Genomic DNA, 25,851 nt, shown 5'->3' with positions numbered 1-25,851 from the left:
GGCACAGGGCGAGACAAAACGCCGTCGCCGGGTTATTTGCCTGTCGACGTGGCTGGCCAAGCCCAATGAGGAGAGCCAATGGCGAAAGAGGAACTGCTCGAGTTCGACGGAACCGTCACCGAAGTCCTTCCTGACGGAAATTTCCGGGTCGTGCTCGACAATGAACACGAAATCCTCGCCTACGCGGCGGGCAAGATGAAGAAGAACCGTATCCGCACCATCGTCGGTGATCGCGTCGTCGTCGAGATGTCGCCTTACGATCTTGAGCGTGGCCGGATCAACTTCCGTCACAAGACCGGTGGCCCCACGCCGCCGATCGGCAGCGGCCAGCGCCGTCCGCCTCCGGGCCGTCGCCGCTAAGGCGCGCACCCTCGCCAAGGCCGCGTATCAACGCCGCCTTGGTGCGCGCGGTGTGATGCCCAAGGCCTGCGCGAGGCCCGTCGGACGTTCGACCGGCTCGCTCAGATCCATTTCCTGGGCGACATGGGCGATGTGCTCGCGCATCAGACGCTGCGCGGTTTCCACGTCGCCACGTTCGATCGCCGCGACGATGCCCTCATGTTCGTCGGGCGGGCAGGCGGATTCTTCGCCGCGCGCGTAGAGCAGGATCGACAGCGAACTCAACGCCTGAAGTTCGGTCAGCAGCCGCACGAACACCGGGTTCCCCGCCGATTCGGCCAGAAGCACGTGAAACTCGCCCGTCAGGCGGACGAGCGTGCCGCGCTCGCCGCTCGACCGGGCTCTGTTCTCGGTCTCGATGTGGCCCCGCAGCCGGGCGAGTCCATGGGCATCGCAGCTGCATGCCGCCGCGCCCGCCACCTCCGGCTCGACGACTGCCCGCGCTTCAAGCACGTGACGGGCATCCGCCCGGCTCGGTGCGGCGACGAACGCGCCGCGATTGGGAAGGTGCTCGACGATTCCGTCCTGGGCCAGCCGTGAGAGCGCCTGACGGACAACGGTGCGGCTAACGCCGAACAGCTCCGCCAGACGATCTTCGGTCAGCTTCTCGCCAGGCGGCAGACGCCGTTCGAAGATAGCCTGAAGGATGCGCGCACGAATCGGCGCCTCCGAATGGCCCCGGGCCGGGGTCGGCATATGGGTCGTCACCTGGTCCATCAGCAGTCCGACGTGGGCGGCAAGATATGAGCACCTTTTGACGCAGTGCGCCATCGCGATGGCGGCTCTAAGGCAACCGGGTCGGTCTGCGCACGTTTGCGGTGTCTATACAGGCCAGGAAGCCAGGCGCCACGCCGAATCCCAGAACATCCATTCCAGCTGGCTGGCGCGCTTGTAGGCCTCGTGCATGCGCGCGCGAACCTGCGGCGACGCGGTGGCCGCCGCCCGGTCGGTGGTCGCGATCACCGCGCGCACCGCCTCGTGAAAATCCTCGCCGGCATAGGTGTCGATCCAGGCATCATAGGGATTGGGCCGCACCGCGCGCGCCAGAATATCCCGGCCGATCTCGGCATAGATCCAGAAGCACGGCAGCAGCGCCGCGAGCACCACGGCATAGGGTTCGGCATGAGCGGTGCCGATCAGGAAGCTCGTATAGTGATGGCAGGCCGGCGACATTTCGGTGCCGTCGAATTCCGCCGGCGCGACGCCGAAGCTGCGGAAGAAGTCTGTGTGCAGCGAGCGCTCGACGATGACGGCGACCTTCGCCGCCTCCGAGAACTGCACCAGTCCGTCGGCGTCGTCCGCCTTCGCCGCGGCGATCGCCAGCGCACGGCCGAACGCGATCAGATAATGCGCGTCCTGAATCATGTAGTGCTTGAAGCGATCCGCCGGCAGGGTGCCCTGGGCCAGCTGCTCGTTGAACGCCATGGTGCGGATGGCCTCGAAGACCGGCAGGTTGGCCTGCCAGGCCGCGGCGCTGAAGGTCGCGCCAGAGCCGTTCGTCGCATCGTTCATCGATTGGTCCTCCAGACATGAAAAGGGCCGCTCAGAAAGCGGCCCGAATCAATATGTCGCGTCGTGCGGCCGGTTTGCCAGCTCAGTGCGCCGTGTGCCCGTCGGCCTGGATCGCGGCGGCCGCCGACTTCAGCGCTTCAAGCATGGTCTGCCGCTTGGCTCGCGTGATCTCGTCCTTGGCGTCCTCGACGTCTTCCTCGGCGTCCTTGATCATCTGCGCCAGGACGTCGGGCTTGATCTCCTCGAGCGGGATGGCGATTTCCGCCAGAACCGTCAGGCCCTGCGGATTGGCCTCCGCGAAGCCGCCGCGCACGAATAGCTTCTTGGTGCCGCCCTCGCCCCGAATGATCAGGACGCCGGGCTTCAGGGTCGACACGAAGGGGGCATGGCCGGCGAGAATGCCGAACTCACCCTCCGTGCCCGGCACGACAACTTCGCTCACCGAGCCGGAATAGATCTGCTTCTCGGGAGAGACGAGTTCGAACGGGAAGGTGGCCATGACTCCTCCAGGAGATGCGCGAGGCGATGTGTCAGTTCAGGCAGGCGCGGAGCCCCGCGCCCGCGTGAAGCAACAGGGCCGACCAATCAGGCCGCGGCCGCGAGCTTCTTGCCCTTCTCGATTGCCTCTTCGATGGTGCCGACCATGTAGAAGGCCTGCTCGGGGAGGTGATCATACTTGCCTTCGACAAGGCCCTTGAAGCCCTTGATGGTGTCGGCCAGGTCGACGAGCTTGCCGGGCGAGCCGGTGAAGATTTCGGCGACGTGGAAGGGCTGCGACAGGAAGCGCTCGATCTTGCGGGCGCGGGCGACGGTGAGCTTGTCCTCTTCCGAGAGCTCGTCCATGCCCAGGATCGCGATGATGTCCTGCAGCGACTTGTAGCGCTGGAGCGTCTGCTGCACCTGGCGCGCCACGTTGTAGTGCTCTTCGCCAAGGATCAGCGGCGACAGAATGCGCGAGGTCGAATCGAGCGGATCCACCGCCGGGTAGATGCCCTTTTCCGCGATCGAGCGCGACAGGGTGGTCGTCGCGTCAAGATGGGCGAAGGATGTCGCCGGCGCCGGGTCGGTCAGATCGTCGGCGGGCACGTAAATGGCCTGCACCGAGGTGATCGAGCCCTTGGTCGTGGTGGTGATCCGCTCCTGCAGCGCGCCCATGTCGGTAGCGAGAGTGGGCTGGTAGCCCACCGCCGACGGGATACGGCCGAGCAGGGCCGACAGTTCCGAACCGGCCTGGGTGAAGCGGAAGATGTTGTCCACGAAGAACAGCACGTCCTGGCCTTCGTCGCGGAAATGCTCGGCGACGGTGAGCCCGGTCAGCGCGACGCGGGCACGCGCGCCCGGGGGCTCGTTCATCTGGCCATAGACCAGCGCGCACTTCGAACCGGCGGTCGAGCCATCATTCTCGTGCGGGTCGACGTTCACCTTGGACTCGATCATCTCGTAATAGAGATCGTTGCCCTCGCGGGTACGCTCGCCGACACCGGCGAACACCGAGTAGCCGCCATGCGCCTTGGCGATGTTGTTGATCAGCTCCATGATCAGCACGGTCTTGCCGACGCCGGCGCCGCCGAACAGGCCGACCTTGCCGCCCTTGGAGTACGGTGCCAGCAGATCGACCACCTTGATGCCGGTGACCAGGATCTCGGCCTCGGTCGACTGCTCGGCGTAGGAGGGTGCCGGCTGATGGATCGCGCGGATGGACTCGCCGACCAGCGGGCCGGCCTCGTCGACCGGCTCGCCGATGACGTTCATGATGCGCCCGAGCGTCGCGGCGCCCACCGGCACCGAGATCGGCGCCCCGGTGTCCTTCACCTCCGCGCCGCGTACCAGACCCTCGGTGGAGTCCATCGAGATGGTGCGCACGGTGTTTTCACCCAGATGCTGGGCAACTTCCAGCACGAGGCGAGCGCCGTTATTGGTGGTTTCGAGCGCGTTCAGGATCTCCGGGAGATGATCCTCGAACTGCACGTCCACGACAGCGCCGATGACCTGCGTGATGCGTCCGACCTTAGCCATGTTCGTCGTCCTTCCGGGTCCTGCCTCACAGCGCCTCGGCGCCGGAGATGATCTCGATCAGTTCCTTCGTGATCATCGCCTGACGGGTGCGGTTGTAGGTCAAAGTCTGCTTCTTGATCATTTCACCCGCATTGCGGGTGGCATTGTCCATCGCGCTCATGCGCGCGCCCTGCTCGGAAGCGCCGTTCTCGAGCATGGCCTTGAAGATCTGCACCGCCAGATTGCGCGGCAGCAGGTCGGCGAGGATTTCCGCCTCGTCCGGCTCGTATTCATACACCGCCACCGCACCGGTCGCAGCCTCGGGCTGCTCGGGGAAGGTCGCGGGGATCAGCTGCTGTCCGGTCGGCACCTGGGCGATGACCGACTTGAAACGGCTGAAGAACTGGATCGCCACGTCGAACTCGCCAGCGGAGAACATGGCCGAGATCTTCTCGGCGATGCCCTGCGCGTCGGCGAAAGTCGCGCCCTTGTTCGCCCGCAGCTCGACGACTTCGACGATCTGCTTCTCGAACTGGCGGCGCAGCGCGTCGTGGCCCTTGCGGCCCACGCAGAAGATTTTGACCGTCTTGCCCTGGCTCATGAGCGAGGTCGCCCGCTCACGCGCCAGACGCACGATCGAGGAATTGAAGGCGCCGCACAGGCCGCGCTCGGCGGTCAGAACGAGCAGCAGATGCACGTCTTCCTTGCCGGTACCGGTCAGCAGCAGCGGCGCATCCGGTCCGCCGGATACGGCGGAAGCGATGTTGCCAAGCACACTTTCCATGCGCTGGGCATAGGGACGCGCGGATTCCGCCGCCATCTGGGCGCGCCGCAGCTTGGCGGCGGCGACCATCTGCATCGCCTTGGTGATCTTCTGCGTCGCCTTCACCGAAGAGATGCGGTTTCGCAGATCCTTAAGGCTGGCCATCTACCCTCGACTCCCGTGCCCTCGAGCTCGCAAACGCCAGATTCAGGCGAAGGTCTTCGCAAAGGCGTCGAGCGCCTTCACGAGCTTTTCCGTGGTCTCCTTGGAAAGTTCCTTGGAGGTGCGGATGGCTTCGAGAATGTCCGCATGGCGCGAGCGCAGGAACAGCAGCAGGCCTTCCTCGAACTCGCGAACCTTGCCCACCGGCAGGGCATCGAGATAGCCGTTGGTGCCGGCGTAGATCACCACCACCTGTTCCTCGACCTTGAGCGGCGCGAACTGGGACTGCTTGAGCAGCTCCGTCAGGCGCGCACCACGGTTGAGCAGCTTCTGGGTCGAGGCATCGAGATCCGAACCGAACTGGGCGAAGGCCGCAAGCTCGCGGTACTGGGCCAGCTCGCCCTTGATCTTGCCAGCGACCTGCTTCATCGCCTTGATCTGCGCCGACGAGCCGACGCGCGACACCGAGAGGCCAACGTTCACCGCCGGGCGGATGCCCTGGAAGAACAGGTCGGACTCGAGGAAGATCTGGCCGTCGGTGATCGAGATCACATTGGTCGGGATGTAGGCCGACACGTCGTTGGCCTGGGTCTCGATGACGGGCAGGGCGGTCAGCGAACCGGCGCCGTTGTCGTCATTGAGCTTGGCCGCGCGCTCGAGCAGGCGCGAGTGGAGATAGAACACGTCGCCCGGATAGGCTTCGCGGCCCGGCGGACGGCGCAGCAGCAGCGACATCTGGCGGTACGCCACGGCCTGCTTGGACAGGTCGTCATGAATGATGAGCGCGTGCATGCCGTTGTCACGGAAGAACTCGCCCATGGCGGTGCCGGTGAACGGCGCCAGGAACTGCATCGGCGCGGCGTCCGAGGCGGTGGCGGCGACGACGATCGAATATTCGAGCGCGCCCTGCTCCTCGAGCACCTTCACGAACTGAGCGACGGTGGAACGCTTCTGGCCGACCGCGACGTAGACGCAGTACAGCTTGGCCTTCTCGTCGTCGCCGGCGTTGATGGACTTCTGGTTCAGGATCGCATCGAGCGCCACGGCGGTCTTGCCGGTCTGGCGATCGCCGATGATGAGTTCGCGCTGGCCGCGGCCGATCGGGATCAGGGCGTCGATCGCCTTGAGGCCGGTCTGCATCGGCTCGTGCACGGACTTCCGGGGAATGATGCCAGGCGCCTTCACGTCGACGCGGCGACGCTCGGTGTATTCAATCGGGCCCTTGCCGTCGATCGGGTTGCCAAGCGCGTCGACGACGCGGCCGAGCAGGCCCTTGCCGACCGGCGCGTCCACGATGGCGCCGGTGCGCTTGACGGTCTGGCCTTCCTTGATCTCGCGGTCGGAACCGAAAATCACGACGCCGACATTGTCGATTTCGAGGTTGAGCGCCATGCCGCGCGTGCCATTCTCGAACTCGACCATTTCGCCCGCCTGGACGTTGTCGAGCCCGTAGACGCGGGCGATGCCGTCACCGACGGACAGAACCTGACCCACCTCGGAGACTTCGGCCTCCTGGCCGAAGTTCTTGATCTGCTCCTTGAGGATCGCGGAAATTTCAGCGGCGCGGATGTCCATCAGCGAACCTCTTTCATCGCAGTTCGGATCGAATTGAGTTTGGTCTTCAGGGAAGCGTCGACCAGCTTGGAGCCGAGCTTCACCTTCAGTCCGCCGAGAAGCGAGGCATCAACCTCGACGACAAGTTTGACATCCTTGCCGGTCATGGCATCGAGCGCCTGCTTCAGCGTCGCGGCATGGGCATCGGACAAGGGCTGGGCAACCGTGACATCGGCCGTCACTTCACCGTTATGCGCCGCGACCAGCTCATTGAAGCCGCGCATGATCGATTCAACGGTGAACAGGCGACGGTTGGCCGCCACGGTCTTGAAGAAATTCGCGGAAAGCCCTTCGATGCCGACCTTGGCAAGCAGCGCGGCCACGGCCCGCTCCTGCTCTTCCGACGAGAAGACGGGGCTGCGCACCAGGCGCTTGAGGTCGTCGCTCTCGGCGATCAGGGCGCCGAACCTTTCCAGGTCCGCCTTCACCGCATCGATGACACCAGCGTCACGGGCGAGCTCGAAGAGCGCCGTCGCGTAACGTCCTGCCACTCCGGATACGTAGGTCTCGGCCACTGTGCCTCTCTCGGGGGCTTTTCCGGGTCGGCCGCCGCTTTCGCGGTGCAGCGCGGGCCCCGGATTTACAAGGGTTCTCGACAGGGAGCGGGATAGGAACGATGCCTCGCCCGCCCATCAAGTCGGGCGGTTCCCTAACACGGCTCTGTGCGTGCTGCAACACGAGGAGGTGAGCGATTGCGGGGGGCAAATGACGTAGCGGCCCCGAAGTCGCGTGAAAGGACGGCGATGGCGCAATATCAAGGCTTTGCCGCACCTGCGGCGCTTTGTTGCACCTGGTATGCCACGCAGGCGGCGCGGTTCCCCCGCCTCGGCTTACTCCCGCGTGGCGCGCAGGGCGGCGGCGGCGGCCACCGGGCCGAGCACCAGCGCGGCGAGCGAGAGACCGGCGAGAACGCGAAAGGGCATGCCGAACGGCACCGTGCCGCCGATCGCCGCGCCGGTCGCGGCCACGCCGAAAATCAGCACCGGAATGGTCAGTGGCATCACCAGCACCGCGACCAGCAGCCCCCCGCGCCGGAACGCGCTCGCGAATGCCGCCCCGACCAGCCCCAGGAACGTGATCGCCGGCGTGCCGACAAGCAGGGTCAGGGTCAGCGCCCCGATCGCGGCCGGCTCCAGGTTGAGCAGCAGCGACAGCACGGGCGCCGCCACCACCAGCGGTAGTCCGGTGGCAAGCCAGTGCGCCAGACCCTTGGCGGCGGCGATGAGTTCGAGCGGCAGGTCAAGCAGCGCGAACAGGTCCATCGAGCCATCCTCGGCATCGGCGGCGAACAGCCGGTCGAGGCCGATGAGCGAGGCCAGCAAGGCACCGATCCACAGGATAGCCGGCCCGATCCGCGCCAGCAGCACGAGATCGGGGCCGATGGCGAACGGGGTGACGATGACCACGGCGAGAAAGAACACGACGCCGAGCCCGGCACCGCCACCGGCGCGGGTGGCGAGCGCGAGGTCGCGCCGCAGCAGGGCGAGGAAAGCCCGGCTCATGCCGCGACCGGACGGGTCGGGCGCCAGGCGCCAAGATCAAGCGCGTCGGAAGGCCCCAGATCCAGCGGGGCGTGGGTCGCCGCCACGATCAGCCCGCCATTCTCCACATGTGCCCGCGCATGCGCCGCGAAGAGCTGCTGAGCCGCCGCGTCGAGCGCGGTCGTGGGTTCGTCCAGCAGCCAGAGCGGGCGCTGCGCCACCAACAGCCGGGCCAGCGCCAGCCGGCGTTTCTGGCCGGCGGAAAGCACCACCACCGGCAGGACGCCGAGACCGCCGAGACCGACGGCCTCCATCGCCTCGTCGACATCCAGCGCGGGGCGACCCAGCACGGCCCGCCAGAACCCCAGGCTCTCGCGGGCGCTCAGCGCCGCCTTGTGGGCGTCGAGATGGCCGAGATAGTGCACCTCAGTCGCAAAATCGTCCGGCTCGCCCGCCCCCTCAAGACGCACCGTCCCGGCGTCGGGCCTCGCCAGCCCGGCGAGCAGGCGCAGCAGCGACGACTTGCCCGTGCCGTTCGGGCCGGTGACGACGAGCGCCCGGCCGGCGGGCACGCTGAGGGCGAGGCCCTCGAACAGCAGGCGTGCGCCACGACGGCAGCTCAGCCCTTCGGCAACGAGCCGCATCCCTTGATTCCTCCATCCGATACCGGACACCGCAACGCACAAATTTTCGACGCTTCGCCCCGCACCACTAGGATCGGAGTTTGAAATGGCTCTATATAGAATTCCGAACGATGCGCTGTCGCCTCCAGGTAAGGCCGCGCGAGCTATAGCCCGCAACGTCTCTTCCCTCCAAGGCCCCGACGCATCCGCACCTCATCAACGCGGGGACCCTTCTGCCGTGACGTCGCTCGACAGCTTCAAAAGCCGGAAAACCCTCACCGTCGGATCCAAGTCCTACGTTTATTACAGCCTTCCCGAGGCGGAAAAGAACGGCCTGGACGGAATCTCCGCCCTGCCTTTCTCCATGAAGGTACTGCTTGAGAACCTGCTCCGGTTCGAAGACGGGCGCTCCGTCACCAAGCAGGACATCGTCTCGGTCAAGGAATGGCTGGTGAACCGCGGCAAGGAGGAGCGCGAGATCGCGTATCGCCCCTCGCGCGTGCTGATGCAGGACTTCACCGGCGTGCCGGCGGTCGTCGACCTCGCCGCGATGCGGGACGCGATGGTGTCGCTCGGCGGCCAGCCGTCGCGAATCAACCCGCTGGTGCCCGTCGACCTCGTCATCGACCACTCGGTGATCGTGAATTTCTTCGGCAACAACGCCGCCTTCGGCAAGAATGTCGAGGAAGAGTACAAGCAGAATCAGGAACGCTACCGCTTCCTGAAATGGGGCCAGTCGGCCTTCGACAATTTCCGCGTCGTGCCGCCCGGCACCGGCATCTGCCACCAGGTGAACCTCGAATATCTGGCGCAGACCGTGTGGACCAAGGACGAGGATGGCGAAACCGTTGCCTACCCGGATACCTGCGTCGGGACGGACAGCCACACCACCATGGTCAACGGCCTCGGCGTGCTGGGCTGGGGCGTGGGCGGAATCGAAGCCGAGGCGGCCATGCTCGGCCAGCCGGTGTCGATGCTGATTCCCGAAGTGGTCGGCTTCAAGCTGACCGGCGAGCTGAACGAAGGCATCACCGCCACCGACCTCGTGCTCACCGTCACCCAGATCCTGCGCAAACGGGGCGTGGTCGGCAAGTTCGTCGAGTTCTTCGGCCCCGGTCTTGAGCATCTCTCGCTCGCCGACCGCGCCACCATCGGCAACATGGCGCCCGAATACGGCGCGACCTGCGGCTTCTTCCCGGTCGATTCGGAGACCATCGCCTATCTCGACGAGACCGGCCGAACCGAAGACCGCATCGCGCTGGTCGAGGCCTATTCCAAGGCCCAGGAAATGTGGCGCGAGGCCGGCACCGCCGATCCCGTGTTCACCGACGTGCTGGAACTCGACCTGACCTCCGTGCTTCCCTCGCTCGCCGGACCCAAGCGCCCGCAGGACCGCGTGCTGCTGTCGGGCACCAAGGCCGGCTTCCTCGCCGCGCTGGAAGGCGAGTTCAAGAAGCCCGGTGAGGCCGCCAAGCGCGTGCCGGTGGAAGGCACCGACTACACGCTCGGCCATGGCGACGTTACCATCGCCGCCATCACCTCCTGCACCAACACCTCGAATCCGAGCGTGCTGATCGCCGCGGGCCTGCTCGCCCGCAACGCCGCCGCCAGGGGGCTCACGTCCAAGCCTTGGGTGAAGACCTCGCTGGCGCCCGGAAGTCAGGTGGTCGAGGGCTACCTGAACGCCGCCGGCCTCCAGGAAGACCTCGACAAGCTCGGCTTCAACCTGGTCGGCTTCGGCTGCACCACCTGCATCGGCAATTCCGGTCCGCTGCCCGAGCCGATCTCCGAGGCCATCAACCAGAACGATCTCGTCGCCGGCGCGGTCATCTCCGGCAACCGCAATTTCGAAGGCCGCGTGAACCCGGACGTGAAGGCGAACTACCTCGCTTCCCCGCCTCTCGTTGTCGCCTACGCCATTGCCGGTTCGCTGCAGATCGATCTCACCACGGAGCCGCTCGGCACCGGTTCGGACGGGCAGCCGGTCTATCTCAAGGACATCTGGCCGACCAACCAGGAGATCGCGCGCTTCATCCGCGAGAACGTCACCAAGAAGATGTTCCAGGAGAAGTATGCGGACGTGTTCAAGGGCGATGAGAACTGGCAGAAGATCTCGATCCCGCTGGGCGAGACCTATGCCTGGGACGACCGCTCCACCTATGTGCAGAACCCGCCCTATTTCGAGGGCATGGAGATGGAGCCGGAACCGGTCACCGACATCCTCAAGGCGCGCGTCATGGGGCTGTTCCTCGATTCCATCACCACCGACCACATCTCGCCTGCCGGCTCGATCAAGGAAGCCAGCCCGGCCGGTCACTATCTGCGTGACCACCAGGTTCGACCGTCCGACTTCAACCAGTACGGAACGCGGCGCGGCAATCATCAGGTGATGATGCGGGGCACCTTCGCCAACATCCGCATCAAGAACCAGATGCTGGCCGGCACCGAAGGCGGCTTTACCAAGCACTGGCCGGACGGTACGCAGATGCCGATCTACGACGCCGCCATGCTCTACAAGCAGGAAGGCGTGCCGACAGTGGTGTTTGCCGGCAAGGAATACGGCACCGGCTCCTCGCGCGACTGGGCGGCCAAGGGCACCAAGCTGCTCGGCATCCGCGCCGTCATCGCCCAGAGCTTCGAGCGCATCCACCGCTCGAACCTGGTCGGTATGGGCATCGTGCCGCTGGTGTTCCAGAATGACGAGAGCTGGCAGTCGCTCGGCATCAAGGGCGACGAGGTCGTCACCATCAAGGGCATCGAGGGCGACCTCAAGCCCCGCCAGACCTTGATCGCGGAAGTCGCGTTCAGCGATGGCACGGTGAAGAACGTGCCGCTGACCTGCCGCATCGATACCCTCGATGAGCTCGACTACTTCCGCAATGGCGGCATTCTCCAGTACGTGCTGCGCAACCTCGCGGCCTGACGACCCACGAAGGACGGTGCGGCGGATCCACTCCGCCGCGCCGTGCTCCGGCGTGAACCAGAGGCGCGCCGGCACGCGCCGGCCGCCGCCTTCCGCGTATCCGGCCCATCGGTTGGAGCGCCAACCTTTTGCGAACTCACCTCACCTTCCCGTGCGCAGGCGACACCCGAATGTGACTGGTGCCCGTGCGTGCGCCGTCCTATTGCCTAGGGTGTCTTCCGCACGGGACCCGAGAGCCCGGCGGGCGGCATCCCAGATCGAACGGACCGGAGCATGTCCGCGGCCTCCCCGGCCATTGGCCCGTCTGCCCGACAGGGCGCGGCAGCCTCCGGAACAAGCACGTCGAGGACGTTCCGCACGAGATGACCGGCTGTCTGTCCATTGCCGCCCCCCATAGGCTGTTGCGTCTTGTCCGCCTGCCGCAGCGCCCTGCGCTAGAACCGGCCCGCGAGAGCCGGGCACGCGTCGCGCCGGACCATCCGGCGGGGCGGGCACGTCACGGACTGGCGGCGCTCGGCGGCCTTCTCATCCCCGTGCTCCTGGCCACCCATCCCGCCGCTGCCGACGAGGTCGGCCAGGGTCCGCGCGCGATTTCAGAGCCTCGGGCGGTGGTTGAACTCTTCACCAGCCAGGGCTGCTCGTCCTGCCCGCCGGCCGACAAACTGCTGGGCGAGCTCGCCGAGCGGCCGGATGTGATCGCCCTCACCATGGCGGTGGATTACTGGGACTATCTCGGCTGGAAGGACACGCTGGCCAAGCACGGCCATTCGCTGCGCCAGAAGGCCTATGCGCACCTGCGCGGCGACGGCAAGATGTTTACGCCGCAGGCGGTGGTGAATGGCGAGGCCATGACCATCGGCTCCGACCGGCCGGCGCTCGAACGTGTCGTCTCGGCGATCCCGCGGCCCGCCGTTCCGGTCGCCGTGGACGTGAAGGATGGGCGCATCCACGTCAGCGTCGGCAAGGGTCCCGCGGGCGCGGCTCCCGGCGAGGTCTGGCTCTGCCCCGTCGCCACCCGCATGAAGGTGGACATCGGCCGTGGCGAGAACGAGGGCACCAGCATGACCTACCACAATGTGGTGCGCGGCTGGACCAAGCTCGGCGACTGGAAGGGTGGCGCGGCAAGTTTCGAGACCACGCTGCGCGCGCAGCCCGGTCTCGATGCCGACGCCGTCGCGGTGCTGGTGCAGACCGGCAGCTTTGCCGAGCCGGGCGCGATCGTGGGCGCCGCGCTGCAGCCGCTGCACTGAAGGCGCGTCCTTCACCGCCGCGCCCATCCTAGCTTTGCACTCCCGACGCCCAACAGAAAAAAGGGCCGGCGAAACGCCGACCCTGAAGAGCAATTCGGGGATTGAACCTTGAGAATAACGAGGGGCCGGTCCACTGACGCCGCGGGGGGCTGGGGGGCTGGGAAACCGATGCGCTTCGCGAACCGGCCCGACGCTATGGTGAAGAGAGTGGCGGTCAGGCTTGGCGCCGCGAAGGCTGAATTCGGGCGAGCGTGTGGTCTTGGTTAACGAGGCCGTGAACGCGATCGGCGCCGCTGCCGAAAGAGACTTGAAGCGAGCGCCCAGCGGGAAGATCATGACGTTCCGATGAACCACTCCGGAGGACGCGCGTGGCGGATACCGAACCCAGGCCCTTGTCGGCATCCTCGTCCGGCGCCGGCCGCGTCGATCTCGTGACGTTCGACCGCCGCGAACTCGATCGGATCCTCGACCTCTACGGCCGTATGGTGGCGCTGGGTGAGTGGCGCGACTATGCCATCGACTTCACCCGCGACCGTGCTGTCTTCTCCATCTTCCGGCGGGCCGCCGAGGTGCCGATCTACCGGATCGAGAAGGACCCGCGCCTCGCGCGCCGGCAGGGCGCCTACACGGTGGTGTCGCAGACCGGCCTCATCCTCAAGCGCGGCTCTGAGCTCAGGCGCGTCATCGCCGTGCTTGAAAAGCCGTTGCGGGCCGTGAATTAGCGCGCCCATCGGCACCAAACCCCAGCGGAGACACCGGATGCGCAGCCTCACTGTTGCCGCCACCCAGATGCATTGCGACTGGGATATCGGCGGCAATCTCGATCGCGCCGAAGCGCTGGTTCGCGAGGCGGCCGCCCAGGGTGCCGGCCTCATCCTGCTGCAGGAACTGTTCGAAACGCCCTATTTCTGCCAGGACCAGCTCTACGACCATCTGAACCTCGCCGCGCCCCTGGAGGGCAACCGGCTGATCGCACGTTTCGCCGCCCTGGCGCGTGAGCTCGGCGTGGTGCTGCCCATCAGCTTCTTCGAGCGGGCGGGCCAGGCGACGTTCAACTCCCTGGCCATGGTCGACGCCGACGGTTCGGTGCTGGGTCTCTACCGCAAGAGCCACATACCCGACGGTCCGGGCTACACCGAGAAGTTCTATTTCTCGCCCGGCGATACCGGGTTCCGGGTCTGGGACACGGCTGCCGGGCGAATCGGAGTGGGGATCTGCTGGGACCAGTGGTTTCCCGAATGCGCGCGGGCCATGGCGCTGCTCGGTGCCGAAGTCCTGCTCTATCCCACCGCCATCGGCTCCGAGCCGCACGATGCCGGGCTGGATTCCTCCGGCCACTGGCAACGGGTGATGCAGGGTCACGCCGGCGCCAACCTCACCCCGCTGATCGCTTCCAACCGCATCGGCACTGAAGAGGGGCGCGAGGGAACCTCAATCACCTTCTACGGCTCATCCTTCATTGCCGATCCCACCGGCGCCAAGGTGAGCGAGGCCGGACGCGCCGCGCCGGGCGTGATCACCGCCACCTTCGACCTCGACGCCATCGCCCACCAGCGCCGCTCCTGGGGCGTGTTCCGGGACCGGCGGCCCGAGCTCTACGCCCCGCTTCTGACGCTCGACGGGCGCGGCCCGACCCGCCCGATCGGCTGAGGACCCCTCATGACCACCACGCTCACCAGCCTTCCCGCCGCCGACGGCTTCCGCATGCCCGCCGAATGGGAACCCCATGCCGGCTGCTGGATGATCTGGCCGGAACGGCCGGACAACTGGCGCGAGGGCGCGGTCCCGGCGCAATCCGCCTTCGCCGAGATCGCCGCGACTATCGCCCGCTTCGAGCCGCTGACCATGCTGGTCTCGGCCCGCCAGTGGCGCCAGGCGCGCGCCATGCTGCCTCCGAGCGTCCGCCTCATTGAGGCCTCGAGCGACGATTCCTGGTGCCGCGACAGCGGGGCGACCTTCGTCACCGACGAAGGCGGGCGGGTGCGTGGCGTCGACTGGAGGTTCAACGCCTGGGGCGGGCTTTACGCGCCCTGCGACCAGGACACGCTCATCGCCGCCAAGATGCTCGAGGTCGAGCGGACCCCGCGCTACGCCGCGCCTCTGGTGCTGGAGGGCGGCTCGATCCACGTCGATGGCGAGGGCACGGTACTCACCACCGAGGAGTGCCTGCTCAACCCGAACCGCAATCCCGGCCTCACGCGCGCCGAGATCGAGCAGCACCTCGCCGACCATATCGGCACCTCGACAACCATCTGGCTGGGACCGGGGCTGGTCGACGACGAGACGTCCGGCCATATCGACAATCTCGCCTGCTTCGTGCGCCCGGGCGTGGTGGCGCTGACCTGGTGCGAGGATCCGCTGGATCCGCAATACGCCGTCTCGCGCGACGCGTTCGAGCGGCTGTCAAAGGCGCGCGACGCGCGCGGACGCTCCATCGAGGTGGTCAAGCTGCCCCTGCCGGGCCCGCTGTTCCGCACCGCGGACGAGGCGATCGATGCCGATACGGCTTCCGGGACGATGACGCGCGGGATCGGCGAAAGGCTTGGGGCCTCCTATGCCAATTTCTACATCGGCAATGGGCTGGTCCTCATGCCCTTGCTCGACCCGGCTCACGACGGAGCGGCGCGCGACATTCTGGCCGGCCTGTTCCCGGACCGGCAGGTCATCGGCCTCGCGACCCGCGAAGTGCTGCTTGGCGGCGGCAACATCCATTGCATCACCCAGCAGCAGCCGGCCGGACGACCGGGCTAGGGGCGGGACATACGAAGGTGGGGGCGGGGCGAACGCGCGTATGATTTGATTCGGCCACCGGCTGTCTAGGGTTGATCGCGGATGGATGCGTTCAAACCGGGGCAGGCGGCGCGATGAGTAACACGGACAACCTACGCGCCGGCAGGCCGCCGGTTCAGGTTGCCGGGCCGAAGGCGGCGCTGGAGTCCCTGACGCGTCTTGCCGGGCGTCTGGGTCCGCGCTTCCTGTTCGGGGTCCGCCTCTGGGCCTCGGCGAGCCTTGCCCTCTTCATCGCCTATTACCTGGAGTTGGAATCACCGTTCTGGGCCGCGACGACAGCGGTCATCGTGTGCCAGCCCAGCCTTGGCGCCTCGCTGCAGAAGGCGCGCTTTCGTGCCGTCGGCACCCTCGTCGGTGCCGTGGTGATGGTGATGCTGCTGGCCACGTTTCCCCAGGATCGCAACACGATGATCCTGTGCCTCGCGCTCTGGTGCGGGCTCTGCGGCTTCATGGTGACGCTGCTGCGCAACTTCGCCGCCTACGCCGCCGCACTGGCGGGGATCACGGCGGCGATCATCTTCGCCGACTCGCTGAGCGACCCGACCACGGCCTTTCACCTCGCCATCCTCCGCGTCAGCGAGATCGGCATCGGCATCGGCGCCGCCGGCCTCGTGCTGATCCTCACCGATTTCGGTGGATCGGGGCGCCAGCTGGCGGCGACATTCAGCGGCCTCGCCCGCCAGACGCTCGCCGGTTTTACCGAGCTGCTGGCCCATGGGCTGGAAACCGAGGAGATGCGCGCCTCCCGCCGCGATGTCGAGCGCTCGCTCGGCGGGCTGGACGCGGCGATCGACGCGGCCATCGGCGAATCTTCGCACCTGCGCTCCCACATCGGCAATCTGCGGGCGACGGTCGCCGGGCTGATCGAGGCGCTGGTGGCATGGCGCAATGTCAGCGCGCATCTGGACGCCAAGCGCGAAGCGAGCGCCGCGCTCACGCATGAGCTGCTGCGTCTTCTCGGCCAGATCGACATCGACGCGATCGACCGGGATCCCCAGGCGCTGAGCCTCGCCTGCCGAAACGTCGTCGCGCAGATCCAGTCCATTCGGACCCTCGACCCGACGAGCTGCATCGTCGCGGATTCCGCGCGCGACGTGGCCATCGGCATCGCCGGAATCGCCGATGCCGTCCTGCTGCTGCGAAACTATGTGGGCAAGCGGGTGGCGTGGCGCGCACCGTCTCTCGTCGTGGCCGATCCGCTGCCCGCGGTGCTGAACGGCGTCCGGGTCTTCGCGGCGGTGCTCGCCACCGCCGTGTTCTGGGTGGTTACGCAGTGGCCCGTCGGCGACTTCGCGGTGGTGTTCGCCGCCATCGGCACGCTGATCTTCGGCGCGCGGGGCGACCAAGCCCGCCTGCTGGCGCAGGACTACGCCCTCGGTGCGGCCCTTATGTCCGTGCTCGCCGGCATCGTTTATTTCGGGGTGCTGCCGGCACTCACCAGTTTCCCCGCGCTGATTGCCCTGCTCGCCGTGCTGCTGGTGCCGCTGGGCATGCTGCAGCTCGGCTCCTGGCACGGCGTGGCCTTTCTGGCGATGTGCATCACCTGCCTGCCACTGCTCGGCGTCGCCAATCCGATCGCCTATGACGCGGCGAATTATTTCAATCTCGCCATGGCGATCCTAGCCGGAAGCACCGTGGGCATGGTGTTCCTTGCCATCATGCCGGTCGTGGGGCCGCAGATGCGCGCCCGGCGCCTTGTCGGCCTCTCGGTGCGCGATCTGCGGAAGCTCGCCGGAGGGCGGTGGACCATCAGCCGCAAGCGCTGGACCGCGCTGCTGTCACGGCGCATCGAGGCGCTGCCGCCGCAGGCGAGCCTGGAGCAGGCAGGCGGCCTGATGGCGCTGCTCGCCCTCGGCCACGCCATCTTCCATCTCACCGATTCGCTGCCTGACGCGCCGGCCCGCCGGCTTCTGTTGCAGGCGCTCGGGCAATTCGCGATGGGGCGTCTCGACGACGCACGAGGGAGCTTCGAAGCGCTCGGCCGCCTCACCGACCGCGACGCGGGAACCGGTACCGAGGCGGAGGTGCACGCTCGGGAACAGGGAAGGGATCAGGTTCACCTGCGCGCGGCGCTGGCCGTGATCCTGGACGCGATCGACAGCCACGCCGCGCTGCTGGGCGCGCCCGTCGATGCCCGCGAACTCCTGCTTTCGTCGTTCCGGTGAGGGGGCAGGGCTCATGTACACCGAACTGAATATTCTCGGCGTCTATGTCGCGCCGTTCTCGGTGATGATGCTGGTGGCCTGGGCGGTGACGATCCCGCTGCGCATGATCAGCAACCGCTACGGCATTTCCCGGCGGGCGTGGCATCCCGGCCTGTTCAACATCTGCATCTACATCATCGTCCTTTCGCTCATCGTGCTTGTCGCGGGTATGCCTCAATGACCGCCATCGATCCGGCCCCCAAATCTTCCTCCCTGCTTCGCAACCTCCTGGCCGCGGCGCTCACCACCGGCGCCCTCGCACTCGCGGTGGGGCTGGGCTGGCAGATGTGGCAGCGCTACATGGCCACGCCCTGGACCCGCGACGGCATGGTGCGGGCCTATGTCGTCACCGTCACGCCGCAGGTTTCGGGGCGCATCCTCAAGCTGGCCGTGAAGGCCGACCAGTTCGTCCACAAGGGCGACCTCCTGATGGAGATCGAGCCCGACGACTACCAGATCGCGCTCGCCAATGCCGAAGCCGTGGTCGCCCAGGCCAAGGCCGATCTCGACAACAAGCAGGTGGAAGCCGACAGGCGCGCGGAATTGACGACGCTTTCGGTGTCGAAGGAGGACCAGCAGAACTTTGCCGCCGCCGCCGCCATCGCGGGCGCCACCTATCAGCAGGCACTCGCCGCGCTGGACTTGGCCCGGCTGAACCTCAGCCGCACGCGCCTTGTCTCACCCGTGAACGGCTACGTGACCAACCTCGTCACCCAGCCGGGGGATTACGCCACGGCCGGGCAGCGCGTCCTGTCGGTGGTGGACAGCGACAGCTTCTGGGTCGACGGCTATTTCGAGGAGACCGTGTTCGGTCACATCCATGTCGGGGATACGGCGCGGGTGTCGCTGATGGCCTATCCCGATGTGCTCACCGGTCATGTCACCGGCATCGGGCGCGGCATCTCGGTCTCGAACGCGCAGGCGGACGCCTCCGGACTGGCAACGGTCAACCCGGTCTTCACCTGGGTTCGCCTCGCCCAACGCGTGCCGGTGCGGGTGGTGCTCGACAACGTGCCCGCCTCCCTCACACTCTCCGCCGGCCTGACCGCCACGGTGACAATCGTCCACGGCAAGGAAGCAGGCCAGCAAACGCCCACGGCCAACACCGGCGCCGGTTCCGACCCGACCGCTTCACACCAGCCGGGCAGGTGAAGGCCTTCAGGCTGCGGGGATACGGGAATATCGCGGAGTGGCCGGGCGCGGGCGGGAAGTCGCGGTGATCGGTGGTGCGGGTGGTCGGACTCGAACCGACACTCTGTCGCCAGAAACGGATTTTGAGTCCGTCGCGTCTACCATTCCGCCACACCCGCGTGGCCGATTCCCCCGCGCAGCGCGCGCCTTGGGGCCGGTGACGCTCCTATACGACACATGCGGGATCAGCGCCAGAGCCACGGGAAGCGGGATTACCCCATGTTTTCAGTAGCTTCACGTTCAGGCGCGGAAATTCTCGCCAGCAGGGCACGCGTCGCTCAATGCGAGGCCCGCAGCGCGGCGCGATCGGCAGGAGGCGTCGATGCTGCCATCCGCGCCAGCAGTTCGCGCCGGATCACCCGGCCACACCGGGGCCGGACGCCCTTCCCGGGATCGCACGACACCGTCGCACCCGCCAGCGGCTTGAAAGTTGCCGGCTAACTAAACGCACCTCGTCGCGGCGCGCCTCAGCGAAAGGGCGGCTCGTCGAAGGAGCGCAGCTTGCGCGAATGGATGGAAACGCCCGCCTCCCGCAGCTTCTCCAGCGCGGCGAGGCCGATCCGCAGATGCTCGCTCACCGCCCGCTCATAGAAGGCGTTGGCCGCGCCCGGCAGCTTGATCTCGCCATGCAGCGGCTTGTCGGACACGCACAGCAGCGTGCCGTAGGGCACGCGCAGCCGATAGCCCTGCGCGGCGATGGTGCCCGATTCCATATCGACGGCAATGGCGCGCGACAGGTTGATTCGCCGGCGTTCCTTGCCCCAGCGCAGCTCCCAGTTCCGGTCGTCCTGCGTGACCACCGTGCCGGTGCGCAGCCGCCGCTTGAGCAGATCGCCCTCTTCGCCGGTGACGGCCGCCGCGGCCTGCTGCAGCGCGACCTGCACCTCCGCGAGTGCCGGGATCGGAATGTCAGTCGGCACCAGTTCGTCGAGAATGCCGTCCTGGCGCAGATAGCCATGGGCCAGCACATAGTCGCCGATGACCTGGGTCTGCCGCAGCCCGCCGCAATGGCCCACCATCAGCCAGCAATGCGGCCTCAGCACCGCCAGATGGTCGGTAATGGTCTTGGCGTTGGAAGGGCCGACGCCGATATTCACCAGCGTCACCCCTGTGCCGTCCGCGCGCACCAGATGGTACGCCGGCATCTGGTAGCGGTGCCACAGCGCCGACATCACCCGCGTCGCGGCCGTGGCATCGATATTGTCGCGATCGATCCGGATCCCGCCCGGCGTCACCAGCGCCTCGGCGGTCCCGGCTTCGATCTCGGCCAGACCCAGCCGCACGAACTGGTCGACATAACGGTGATAATTGGTGAGCAGTATCCAGGGCTGGAAGGCGCGCCAGTCCGTACCGGTATAATGAACGAGACGGCGCAGCGAAAAATCGACCCGTACGGCGTCGAACAGCGCCAGGGGCCGGGGCTCGCCCTCCACCAGGTCGAACGTGCCATCCGCGATCTCGTCGCCGACCAGCGACAGCAACGGGGTCGGGAAATGCCGCGCCAGCTGCGAGGCCGTCACCTTGCCGCGTCCAAGCTCGTCGCCGCCATCCAGCGCGTAGGGGTAGGGAATTTCCTCCGCGCCGATGCCGGTTTCGATGATCGCGCCATATTCGTCCACCAGTGGGCGCAGCTGCTCGATGAGATAGGCGCGGAATTCCGCCGGCTGGGTCACGGTGGTCTGATAGACACCGGGCATCGCGAACTTGGCGTAGCCGCGCTGGGTCCGGTTCTCCGGCGCGCTGCTTGGCTCATAGGTCACGCGCAGCAGCGGATAGCGATAGCGCGCCCGCTCGCCTGCATCCGGCGCCTGTCCCGTCTCGAAGAAGCGGTTGAGGTCGTGCCGCAGCGCGTCGCGCGCCTCGCTGTAGAGCATCTCCAGCCGATCGATGGCTGTCTCGGGGGTCGCCGCGGTCTCGAACATCATAGGGTCTGTCGCCTCCATCGCGTCGCTGCTAGCGCGCTTTGAGGCCGGCCGAAAGGAGATAATCGGATTCGGTACGGGGCGCGCGCCCCATCCATCGATGCCGCCGGCCCCTCAAGGCTTTCATGCTGTATCGGAAAGGCCGGGCCGTCGCCGGACTTCGGCAATGGCCGAAGCGAAATGGTGCCGCTTGCAGGATTCGAACCTGCGACCCCCGCATTACGAATGCGATGCTCTACCAACTGAGCTAAAGCGGCACGCGGCGTTCCTGATAAACGCGAAGCTTCAAGAGTTCAAGCGGGGAGCGATACGCTGTTGCGCATCCCTCGCTCGTCCGCGTTCCCCCGCGCTCAGCCCCACGGCCCCCGGCGCGGAGGCTGCGATCCGCCGCGCCCGTCCCAGGGCCCTCGCGCGGGCGCCTGCGCGGGCTGGCGCGCCGGGGCTTCGGACCGTCCCCAGGGGTCGGCGCCGCGTGCGGAGCCACCGGCGCGGGGCGCCGGCCATCCCCCGCCATTCGCCGAGGACTGCCCCATCTGCCGCGCCAGTTCCTGCAACGCGGCAATCCGGTTCTCGGTGGCCGGGTGGGTCGAGAACAAGCTGTCCATCCGCTGGCCCGACAGCGGGTTGATGATGAACATGTGCGCCGTCGCCGGGTTGTGCTCGGCGGGCATGTTGGGAACCTGGTGCGCCGCATTGGCGATCTTCGCCAGCGCCGACGCCAGCCACATCGGCTGGCCGCAGATTTCGGCCCCGGTGCGGTCCGCCACATATTCGCGCGAGCGCGAGATCGCCATCTGCACCACCATCGCCGCGAGCGGCGCCAGCACCATCATGGCAAGGGTGCCGATTATGCCGAACCCGTTATTGTTGTTGCGGTTGCCACCGAAGAACATGGCGAAGTTCGCCAGCATCGAGATCGCGCCGGCCAGCGTCGCCGTGATGGTCATGGTGAGCGTGTCGTAATGCTTGATGTGCGCCAGCTCATGCGCCATCACGCCCGCCACTTCCTCGCGCGACAGCGCATTGATCAGCCCGGTGGTGGCCGCCACCGCCGCGTTCTGCGGATTGCGGCCGGTGGCGAAGGCGTTGGGCTGGGGATTGTCGATGAGATAGACCCGCGGCATCGGCAGCTGCGCCCGCGCCGCGAGTTGCTCGATCATGGCGTAGAATTCCGGCGCGCTGGATGCGTCGACCTCACGCGCGCCGTACATCGACAGCACCATGCGGTCCGAATTCCAGTAGCTGAACACGTTCATGCCGGCGGCAAACAGCAGCGCGATCATCATGCCGCTCTGCCCGCCAAGCAGGAAACCGACACCCATGAACAGCGCGGTCATGCCCGCGAGCAGGATCGCCGTGCGAAAGTAGTTCATCTCATCCTCATGCCCGCCGCGCGATGCGGCCTCGACAGATTAGGATGGGAAGCCCTGAAGGCGGGCGCAAGATCGCGCGATCGTTGCATTTCCGTAAGGTGAGACCGGGCCGCCGCGCAGGGGCGGCTTGACGGCCGCGCCCTCCCGGTGCTTCCAATGACGCCCATGGACACGACCGACAAAGCCGCCCCGACGCCTCCTGCCGATTCCAGCGCGTCCCCGCGCCGCGCCCTGTCGCCCGCCGCCGAGCGCGCGCTGCGCGAGGCCGCGGCACGCCGTGCGGCCAGCGCTCCGGTCGAGGGGCCGCGGGAAATCGATGGCCGCGACGGGCCCGAGCCGGTGCGCTATGGCGACTGGGAAGTGAAGGGCATCGCCTCGGACTTCTGACTTCTGAACCGCGAACGCCCTGTCTCGGCCCCCCTCAGTCGTCGCCTCCGCCGGACGGCTTGTCCCGTCGCATCGCCTTGATTCCCGAACGCTGGGCCTTGCCCTCCAGCCGGCGCAGCTTGGAGCCGAGCGTGGGCCGTGTCGGGCGCCGGGTGACGGGAACAACGGCCGCCTCGCGCACCAGTTCGACCAGCCGCTCCAGCGCGTCCTCGCGGTTGCGCTCCTGGGTGCGGTGGCGCTGGGCGACGATCACGATCACGCCGTCATTGGTGAGGCGGCGGCCGGCGAGGCGTTCGAGCCGCTCCTTCACGCCGGCCGGCAGGGTCTGCGAGTTGCGCACGTCGAAACGCAGCCTGACCGCGCTCGACACCTTGTTGACGTTCTGCCCGCCTGGTCCCGAGGCGCGCACGAAGCTCTCCTCGATCTCGTTCTCGTCGAGCCAGAGGCGGGGCGTGACCGGTATCATCGGCTAGCGACGCGAGGACGGGCTGTCGAGCGCTTCGATCTTCACCCGCACTCCGTCGAGTTCGCCCAGCGTGTCGGACAGCCTCTCGCTCAGCTCGCGGCCGATCCGTATCGCCGCGTCGGGGTAGCCCTCAATGGTGCGCAGGAAGATGACGCGGGGAATGCGCATGATGGCGGAGGGCTCCAGCGCCGTCGCCGTCGCCGGACGCTTGGTCTCGGTGATGAGGGCCATTTCGCCCAGCAGCGAGCCGGGTCCCGCCTCGGCACTCTGCCCGGGCCGGCGGGCCAGCGCCGGGTCTTCGCGGGTGAGGCCCAGCCGGCCCCTGACGACCACATAACCCGCCTCGGCGAACTGCCCCTCGCGGAACAGGATCTCGCCCTCGTTCAGCGGCCGTGTCTCTGCACTGATGGCGATGACCCGCAGCACATCCTTTCCAAGCAGCCGAAGCAGCGGCACCCGGTCCAGCAGCGCGATATCGTCCTCAATGGACATCGGACAACGAAGTCTCCGGTCAGACAGCGGAAGGGGGCGGACCGGGCGTCACCGTCCGGTCAGGGAAGCAGTTTGTAGCCACCGGCTTCGGTGGCCAGCAGGTTCGGATGCGAGGGATCCTTCTCGATCTTCTGCCGCAGGCGGTAGATGTGGGTTTCCAGCGTGTGCGTCGTCACCCCGGAATTATAGCCCCACACCTCCTGAAGAAGAATCTCCCGCGCCACGGGCTTCTTTCCGGCCCGGTAAAGGTAACGCAGGATGGCGGTTTCCTTCTCCGTCAGCCGGATCTTGGAATTGCGATCGGTCACCAGCATCTTGGCGCCGGGCCGGAACGTGTAGGGTCCGATGGTGAAGACCGCGTCCTCGCTCGCCTCGTGGGAGCGCATCTGGGCACGGATCCTCGCCAGCAGCACCGCGAACCGGAACGGCTTCACGACATAGTCGTTGGCCCCCGCCTCCAGCCCCATGATGGTGTCGCTGTCGGTGTCATGGCCGGTGAGCATGATGACCGGCGCCTTGAAGCCGTGCTCGCGCATGCGCCGCACCGCTTCACGCCCGTCCAGATCCGGCAGGCCGACGTCCATCAGCACCAGATCGATCCGGCTCTCCTCGACCACGCCCATCGCGGCCTGCGCCGAATCAACCGCCACGACCTCGAACTCGTCGTAGAGCGAGAGCTGTTCGACCAGCGCGTCGCGCAGCTCATTATCGTCGTCGACTACCAGGACCCGCTGTGCATTCGCCATGTCCGCTCTCCCGAACCTCTTGTTCGCGCCGCGTCGCACGTTCACTCTCGCGCGGCGCAGGATGGGTTGCCGTGGGTCACCCGAGTAGGCAGACCGGGCTCATTCGGCAAGACTAGGCGTCCCGCGATGCGAAGCACGAGCGGGTTCGTGACGTGATCGTGAACGGAAAACGCGTGAAGAAGAAGACCCTTCGCGATTCAGGGCGGACGAAATCCCCCGCGAAACGCATCACACGGCTCTCCCGTCTCCGTGTCGTCGCCCTTCCGGGCCGGCCGACGCAAGGCATTGTCCTCGCGGGAGGTCTCCGCTTACCAGTCGCGCTCGGGCGGGCGGGAATCAGGCACGACAAACGCGAAGGCGACGGCGCCACGCCGGCGGGAACCTGGCATCCGCGCGCGCTTCGCTTCCGTGCCGACCATGGCGGGCGCCCCGCAACCGCCCTGCCGGCGCGGCGCACCCGTCCCGAGGATGGCTGGTGCGATGATCCGGCGGACGGGCGCTACAATCAGCCGGTGCGCCTGCCCTTCGCCCCGTCGCATGAAGAAATGTGGCGGGCGGACGGGCTGTACGACCTCGTCATCGTGCTCGATCACAATGCCCGGCCCCGGCGGGCGCGGCGTGGCTCGGCGGTGTTCTTGCATCTGGCGCGCGAGGGCGCCACGGCGGGACAGGGCTTCGTGCCCACGGCCGGGTGCATCGCCTTCCGCCGCGCGGATCTCAGGCGTCTGCTGCCGCGCCTCTCGACGCATACCCGGATCGTGGTCGGCTAGAGGGCCGGCCGCTCAGCGCCCGCCGAAGATCGCGCTGCCGACACGCACATAGGTCGCGCCAAGGGCGATCGCGGTCTCGAAATCGCCGCTCATGCCCATGGAAAGCGCGGAGAGCCCGTTACGGGCGGCGATCTTGGCCAGCAGCGCGAAATGCGGGGCCGCCGGCTCGTCGGCCGGGGGAATGCACATGAGCCCCTCGAGGACGAGACCATGCTGCTCGCGGCAGGTGGCGATGAATGCATCGACCTCCTGCGGCGCGACGCCTGCCTTCTGCGGCTCCTCGCCCGTGTTCACCTGCACCAGAAGCCGCGGCGCGGGCTGCCCCTCCAGCCGGGGCAGCTCCTTGGCGAGGGCGGCGGCGAGGGAGGGCCGGTCGAGGGTGTGAATGACGTCGAACAGCGCCAGCGCCTCGCGCACCTTGTTGGTCTGCAGCGGCCCAATCAGATGCAGCTCGATGTCGGGCCGGCCGGCCCTCAGTTCCGGCCATTTGGCTTTGGCTTCCTGCACACGGTTCTCGCCGAAAAGCCGCTGGCCAGCCTCGATCACCGGTGTGATGTGGGGCGCATCGAAGGTCTTGGAGACAGCGATCAGGCGCACCTCGCCGGGCGTTCGCCCGCAATCGAGGCAGGCTTGCGCGATGCGCTCGCGAACCTGTGCAAGACGATGGGTCATCGCCTCGCCATTCTCTGTTATCATTCCACGCTCCGGCCGTTGACGGATGGCAATGCGAGCAACCGCCGATCTTGTCAAGAAAGCCGGTCCGTTCGTTGGACCTGCCCCGGATATGC

General features: G+C 67.1%; 26 protein-coding genes and 2 tRNA genes. 11 read left to right on the top strand and 17 right to left on the bottom strand.

What is annotated here, in order from left to right; all coding sequences use genetic code 11:
• Nucleotides 1–78: 78 nt before the first annotated feature.
• Nucleotides 79–360, top strand: a complete 282-nt coding sequence (gene infA / locus G3A50_RS10330; RefSeq protein WP_013168254.1) for a translation initiation factor IF-1 — start codon at nucleotides 79–81, stop codon at nucleotides 358–360.
• Between the two features lie 27 nt (nucleotides 361–387).
• Here the strand turns inward: infA and G3A50_RS10325 are convergent, their stop codons facing one another.
• The 9 genes from G3A50_RS10325 to ccmA form a co-directional block, all read right to left on the bottom strand.
• Nucleotides 388–1,116: a GntR family transcriptional regulator gene (locus G3A50_RS10325; RefSeq protein ID WP_163075210.1), complete on the bottom strand. Its 729-nt coding sequence runs from the start codon at nucleotides 1,114–1,116 to the stop codon at nucleotides 388–390.
• Nucleotides 1,117–1,221: 105 nt separating this feature from the next.
• Nucleotides 1,222–1,911 (bottom strand): thiaminase II, encoded by a 690-nt coding sequence (tenA, locus tag G3A50_RS10320; RefSeq protein WP_163075209.1) that lies wholly within the window; start codon nucleotides 1,909–1,911, stop codon nucleotides 1,222–1,224.
• 82 nt (nucleotides 1,912–1,993) lie between these two features.
• Nucleotides 1,994–2,410 (bottom strand): F0F1 ATP synthase subunit epsilon, encoded by a 417-nt coding sequence (locus G3A50_RS10315; protein WP_163075208.1) that lies wholly within the window; start codon nucleotides 2,408–2,410, stop codon nucleotides 1,994–1,996.
• An 86-nt stretch (nucleotides 2,411–2,496) separates the two neighbouring features.
• Complete coding sequence (gene atpD / locus G3A50_RS10310; RefSeq protein ID WP_163075207.1) at nucleotides 2,497–3,927, bottom strand: F0F1 ATP synthase subunit beta; 1,431 nt, start codon at nucleotides 3,925–3,927, stop codon at nucleotides 2,497–2,499.
• Nucleotides 3,928–3,952: 25 nt separating this feature from the next.
• Entirely contained in the window at nucleotides 3,953–4,834 is an 882-nt protein-coding gene (locus tag G3A50_RS10305) for a F0F1 ATP synthase subunit gamma (protein ID WP_163075206.1), read from the bottom strand.
• Nucleotides 4,835–4,876: 42 nt separating this feature from the next.
• Nucleotides 4,877–6,406, bottom strand: a complete 1,530-nt coding sequence (atpA, locus tag G3A50_RS10300) for a F0F1 ATP synthase subunit alpha (protein ID WP_163075205.1) — start codon at nucleotides 6,404–6,406, stop codon at nucleotides 4,877–4,879.
• Nucleotides 6,406–6,960 carry a F0F1 ATP synthase subunit delta gene (locus G3A50_RS10295; protein WP_163075204.1) on the bottom strand — a complete coding sequence of 185 codons (555 nt, stop codon included), beginning with the start codon at nucleotides 6,958–6,960 and terminating at the stop codon, nucleotides 6,406–6,408. The genes atpA and G3A50_RS10295 overlap by 1 nt, the downstream gene beginning before the upstream one ends.
• Nucleotides 6,961–7,275: 315 nt before the next feature.
• Nucleotides 7,276–7,947, bottom strand: coding sequence for a heme exporter protein CcmB (gene ccmB / locus G3A50_RS10290; RefSeq protein WP_163075203.1), 672 nt, complete (start codon nucleotides 7,945–7,947; stop codon nucleotides 7,276–7,278).
• Nucleotides 7,944–8,570, bottom strand: coding sequence for a heme ABC exporter ATP-binding protein CcmA (ccmA, locus tag G3A50_RS10285; RefSeq protein WP_163075202.1), 627 nt, complete (start codon nucleotides 8,568–8,570; stop codon nucleotides 7,944–7,946). Before ccmA ends, ccmB begins: the two co-directional genes overlap by 4 nt.
• A 217-nt stretch (nucleotides 8,571–8,787) precedes the next feature.
• Between ccmA and acnA the strand changes: the two genes are divergently transcribed.
• From acnA to G3A50_RS10245, 8 genes are all read left to right on the top strand, one after another.
• The gene (acnA, locus tag G3A50_RS10280) at nucleotides 8,788–11,472 is read left to right on the top strand and encodes an aconitate hydratase AcnA (protein ID WP_163075201.1); all 2,685 of its coding nucleotides are present in this window, start codon (nucleotides 8,788–8,790) and stop codon (nucleotides 11,470–11,472) included.
• Nucleotides 11,473–11,834: 362 nt separating this feature from the next.
• Nucleotides 11,835–12,722, top strand: a complete 888-nt coding sequence (locus G3A50_RS10275) for a DUF1223 domain-containing protein (RefSeq protein WP_163075200.1) — start codon at nucleotides 11,835–11,837, stop codon at nucleotides 12,720–12,722.
• Between the two features lie 368 nt (nucleotides 12,723–13,090).
• On the top strand, nucleotides 13,091–13,444 hold the full coding sequence (locus G3A50_RS10270) for a DUF2794 domain-containing protein (RefSeq protein ID WP_425483466.1): 354 nt from the start codon (nucleotides 13,091–13,093) through the stop codon (nucleotides 13,442–13,444).
• Between the two features lie 37 nt (nucleotides 13,445–13,481).
• Nucleotides 13,482–14,372 carry an N-carbamoylputrescine amidase gene (gene aguB / locus G3A50_RS10265; RefSeq protein WP_163075199.1) on the top strand — a complete coding sequence of 297 codons (891 nt, stop codon included), beginning with the start codon at nucleotides 13,482–13,484 and terminating at the stop codon, nucleotides 14,370–14,372.
• Nucleotides 14,373–14,381: 9 nt separating this feature from the next.
• Nucleotides 14,382–15,473, top strand: coding sequence for an agmatine deiminase (gene aguA, locus G3A50_RS10260; RefSeq protein WP_163075198.1), 1,092 nt, complete (start codon nucleotides 14,382–14,384; stop codon nucleotides 15,471–15,473).
• Between the two features lie 113 nt (nucleotides 15,474–15,586).
• Nucleotides 15,587–17,677: an FUSC family protein gene (locus G3A50_RS10255; RefSeq protein ID WP_246252328.1), complete on the top strand. Its 2,091-nt coding sequence runs from the start codon at nucleotides 15,587–15,589 to the stop codon at nucleotides 17,675–17,677.
• Nucleotides 17,678–17,690: 13 nt separating this feature from the next.
• Nucleotides 17,691–17,897 carry a DUF1656 domain-containing protein gene (locus tag G3A50_RS10250; RefSeq protein WP_163075197.1) on the top strand — a complete coding sequence of 69 codons (207 nt, stop codon included), beginning with the start codon at nucleotides 17,691–17,693 and terminating at the stop codon, nucleotides 17,895–17,897.
• Nucleotides 17,894–18,868 (top strand): HlyD family secretion protein, encoded by a 975-nt coding sequence (locus G3A50_RS10245; protein WP_163075196.1) that lies wholly within the window; start codon nucleotides 17,894–17,896, stop codon nucleotides 18,866–18,868. Before G3A50_RS10250 ends, G3A50_RS10245 begins: the two co-directional genes overlap by 4 nt.
• 72 nt (nucleotides 18,869–18,940) lie before the next feature.
• Here the strand turns inward: G3A50_RS10245 and G3A50_RS10240 are convergent.
• The 4 genes from G3A50_RS10240 to htpX all read right to left on the bottom strand — a co-directional run bounded on the left by G3A50_RS10240 (nucleotide 18,941) and on the right by htpX (nucleotide 22,202).
• Nucleotides 18,941–19,026, bottom strand: a tRNA-Leu gene (locus G3A50_RS10240).
• 348 nt (nucleotides 19,027–19,374) lie between these two features.
• Nucleotides 19,375–20,850, bottom strand: a complete 1,476-nt coding sequence (locus G3A50_RS10235; RefSeq protein WP_425483465.1) for an AMP nucleosidase — start codon at nucleotides 20,848–20,850, stop codon at nucleotides 19,375–19,377.
• Between the two features lie 160 nt (nucleotides 20,851–21,010).
• Nucleotides 21,011–21,086: transfer RNA gene (locus G3A50_RS10230), tRNA-Thr, on the bottom strand.
• Between the two features lie 93 nt (nucleotides 21,087–21,179).
• Nucleotides 21,180–22,202, bottom strand: coding sequence for a zinc metalloprotease HtpX (htpX, locus tag G3A50_RS10225; protein ID WP_163075194.1), 1,023 nt, complete (start codon nucleotides 22,200–22,202; stop codon nucleotides 21,180–21,182).
• Between the two features lie 165 nt (nucleotides 22,203–22,367).
• Between htpX and G3A50_RS10220 the strand changes: the two genes are divergently transcribed.
• A complete protein-coding gene (locus G3A50_RS10220; RefSeq protein WP_210255304.1) occupies nucleotides 22,368–22,589 on the top strand; it encodes a DUF1674 domain-containing protein in 222 nt (73 codons plus the stop codon).
• 34 nt (nucleotides 22,590–22,623) lie between these two features.
• Here G3A50_RS10220 and arfB read toward each other — a convergent pair whose 3' ends face one another.
• The 3 genes from arfB to G3A50_RS10205 are packed head-to-tail and all read right to left on the bottom strand — an operon-like array spanning nucleotide 22,624 to nucleotide 24,293.
• Nucleotides 22,624–23,055, bottom strand: coding sequence for an alternative ribosome rescue aminoacyl-tRNA hydrolase ArfB (gene arfB / locus G3A50_RS10215; protein WP_163075192.1), 432 nt, complete (start codon nucleotides 23,053–23,055; stop codon nucleotides 22,624–22,626).
• Between the two features lie 3 nt (nucleotides 23,056–23,058).
• Complete coding sequence (locus tag G3A50_RS10210) at nucleotides 23,059–23,547, bottom strand: cyclic nucleotide-binding domain-containing protein (protein WP_163075191.1); 489 nt, start codon at nucleotides 23,545–23,547, stop codon at nucleotides 23,059–23,061.
• Between the two features lie 59 nt (nucleotides 23,548–23,606).
• The gene (locus G3A50_RS10205) at nucleotides 23,607–24,293 is read right to left on the bottom strand and encodes a response regulator transcription factor (RefSeq protein ID WP_163075190.1); all 687 of its coding nucleotides are present in this window, start codon (nucleotides 24,291–24,293) and stop codon (nucleotides 23,607–23,609) included.
• 173 nt (nucleotides 24,294–24,466) lie between these two features.
• On the opposite strand from G3A50_RS10205, the gene G3A50_RS10200 reads away from it, so the two are divergent.
• A complete protein-coding gene (locus G3A50_RS10200; protein WP_246252325.1) occupies nucleotides 24,467–25,063 on the top strand; it encodes a L,D-transpeptidase family protein in 597 nt (198 codons plus the stop codon).
• 12 nt (nucleotides 25,064–25,075) lie between these two features.
• On the opposite strand, the gene G3A50_RS10195 is transcribed toward G3A50_RS10200, so the two are convergent.
• The gene (locus G3A50_RS10195) at nucleotides 25,076–25,759 is read right to left on the bottom strand and encodes a YggS family pyridoxal phosphate-dependent enzyme (protein WP_163075188.1); all 684 of its coding nucleotides are present in this window, start codon (nucleotides 25,757–25,759) and stop codon (nucleotides 25,076–25,078) included.
• Nucleotides 25,760–25,851 lie beyond the last annotated feature (92 nt).

Source organism: Ancylobacter pratisalsi, assembly GCF_010669125.1.
Taxonomy (GTDB): Bacteria; Pseudomonadota; Alphaproteobacteria; order Rhizobiales; family Xanthobacteraceae; genus Ancylobacter; species Ancylobacter pratisalsi.
Note: the sequence above shows the minus strand (reverse complement) of the source record. Positions and strands in the feature narration are given on the sequence as shown.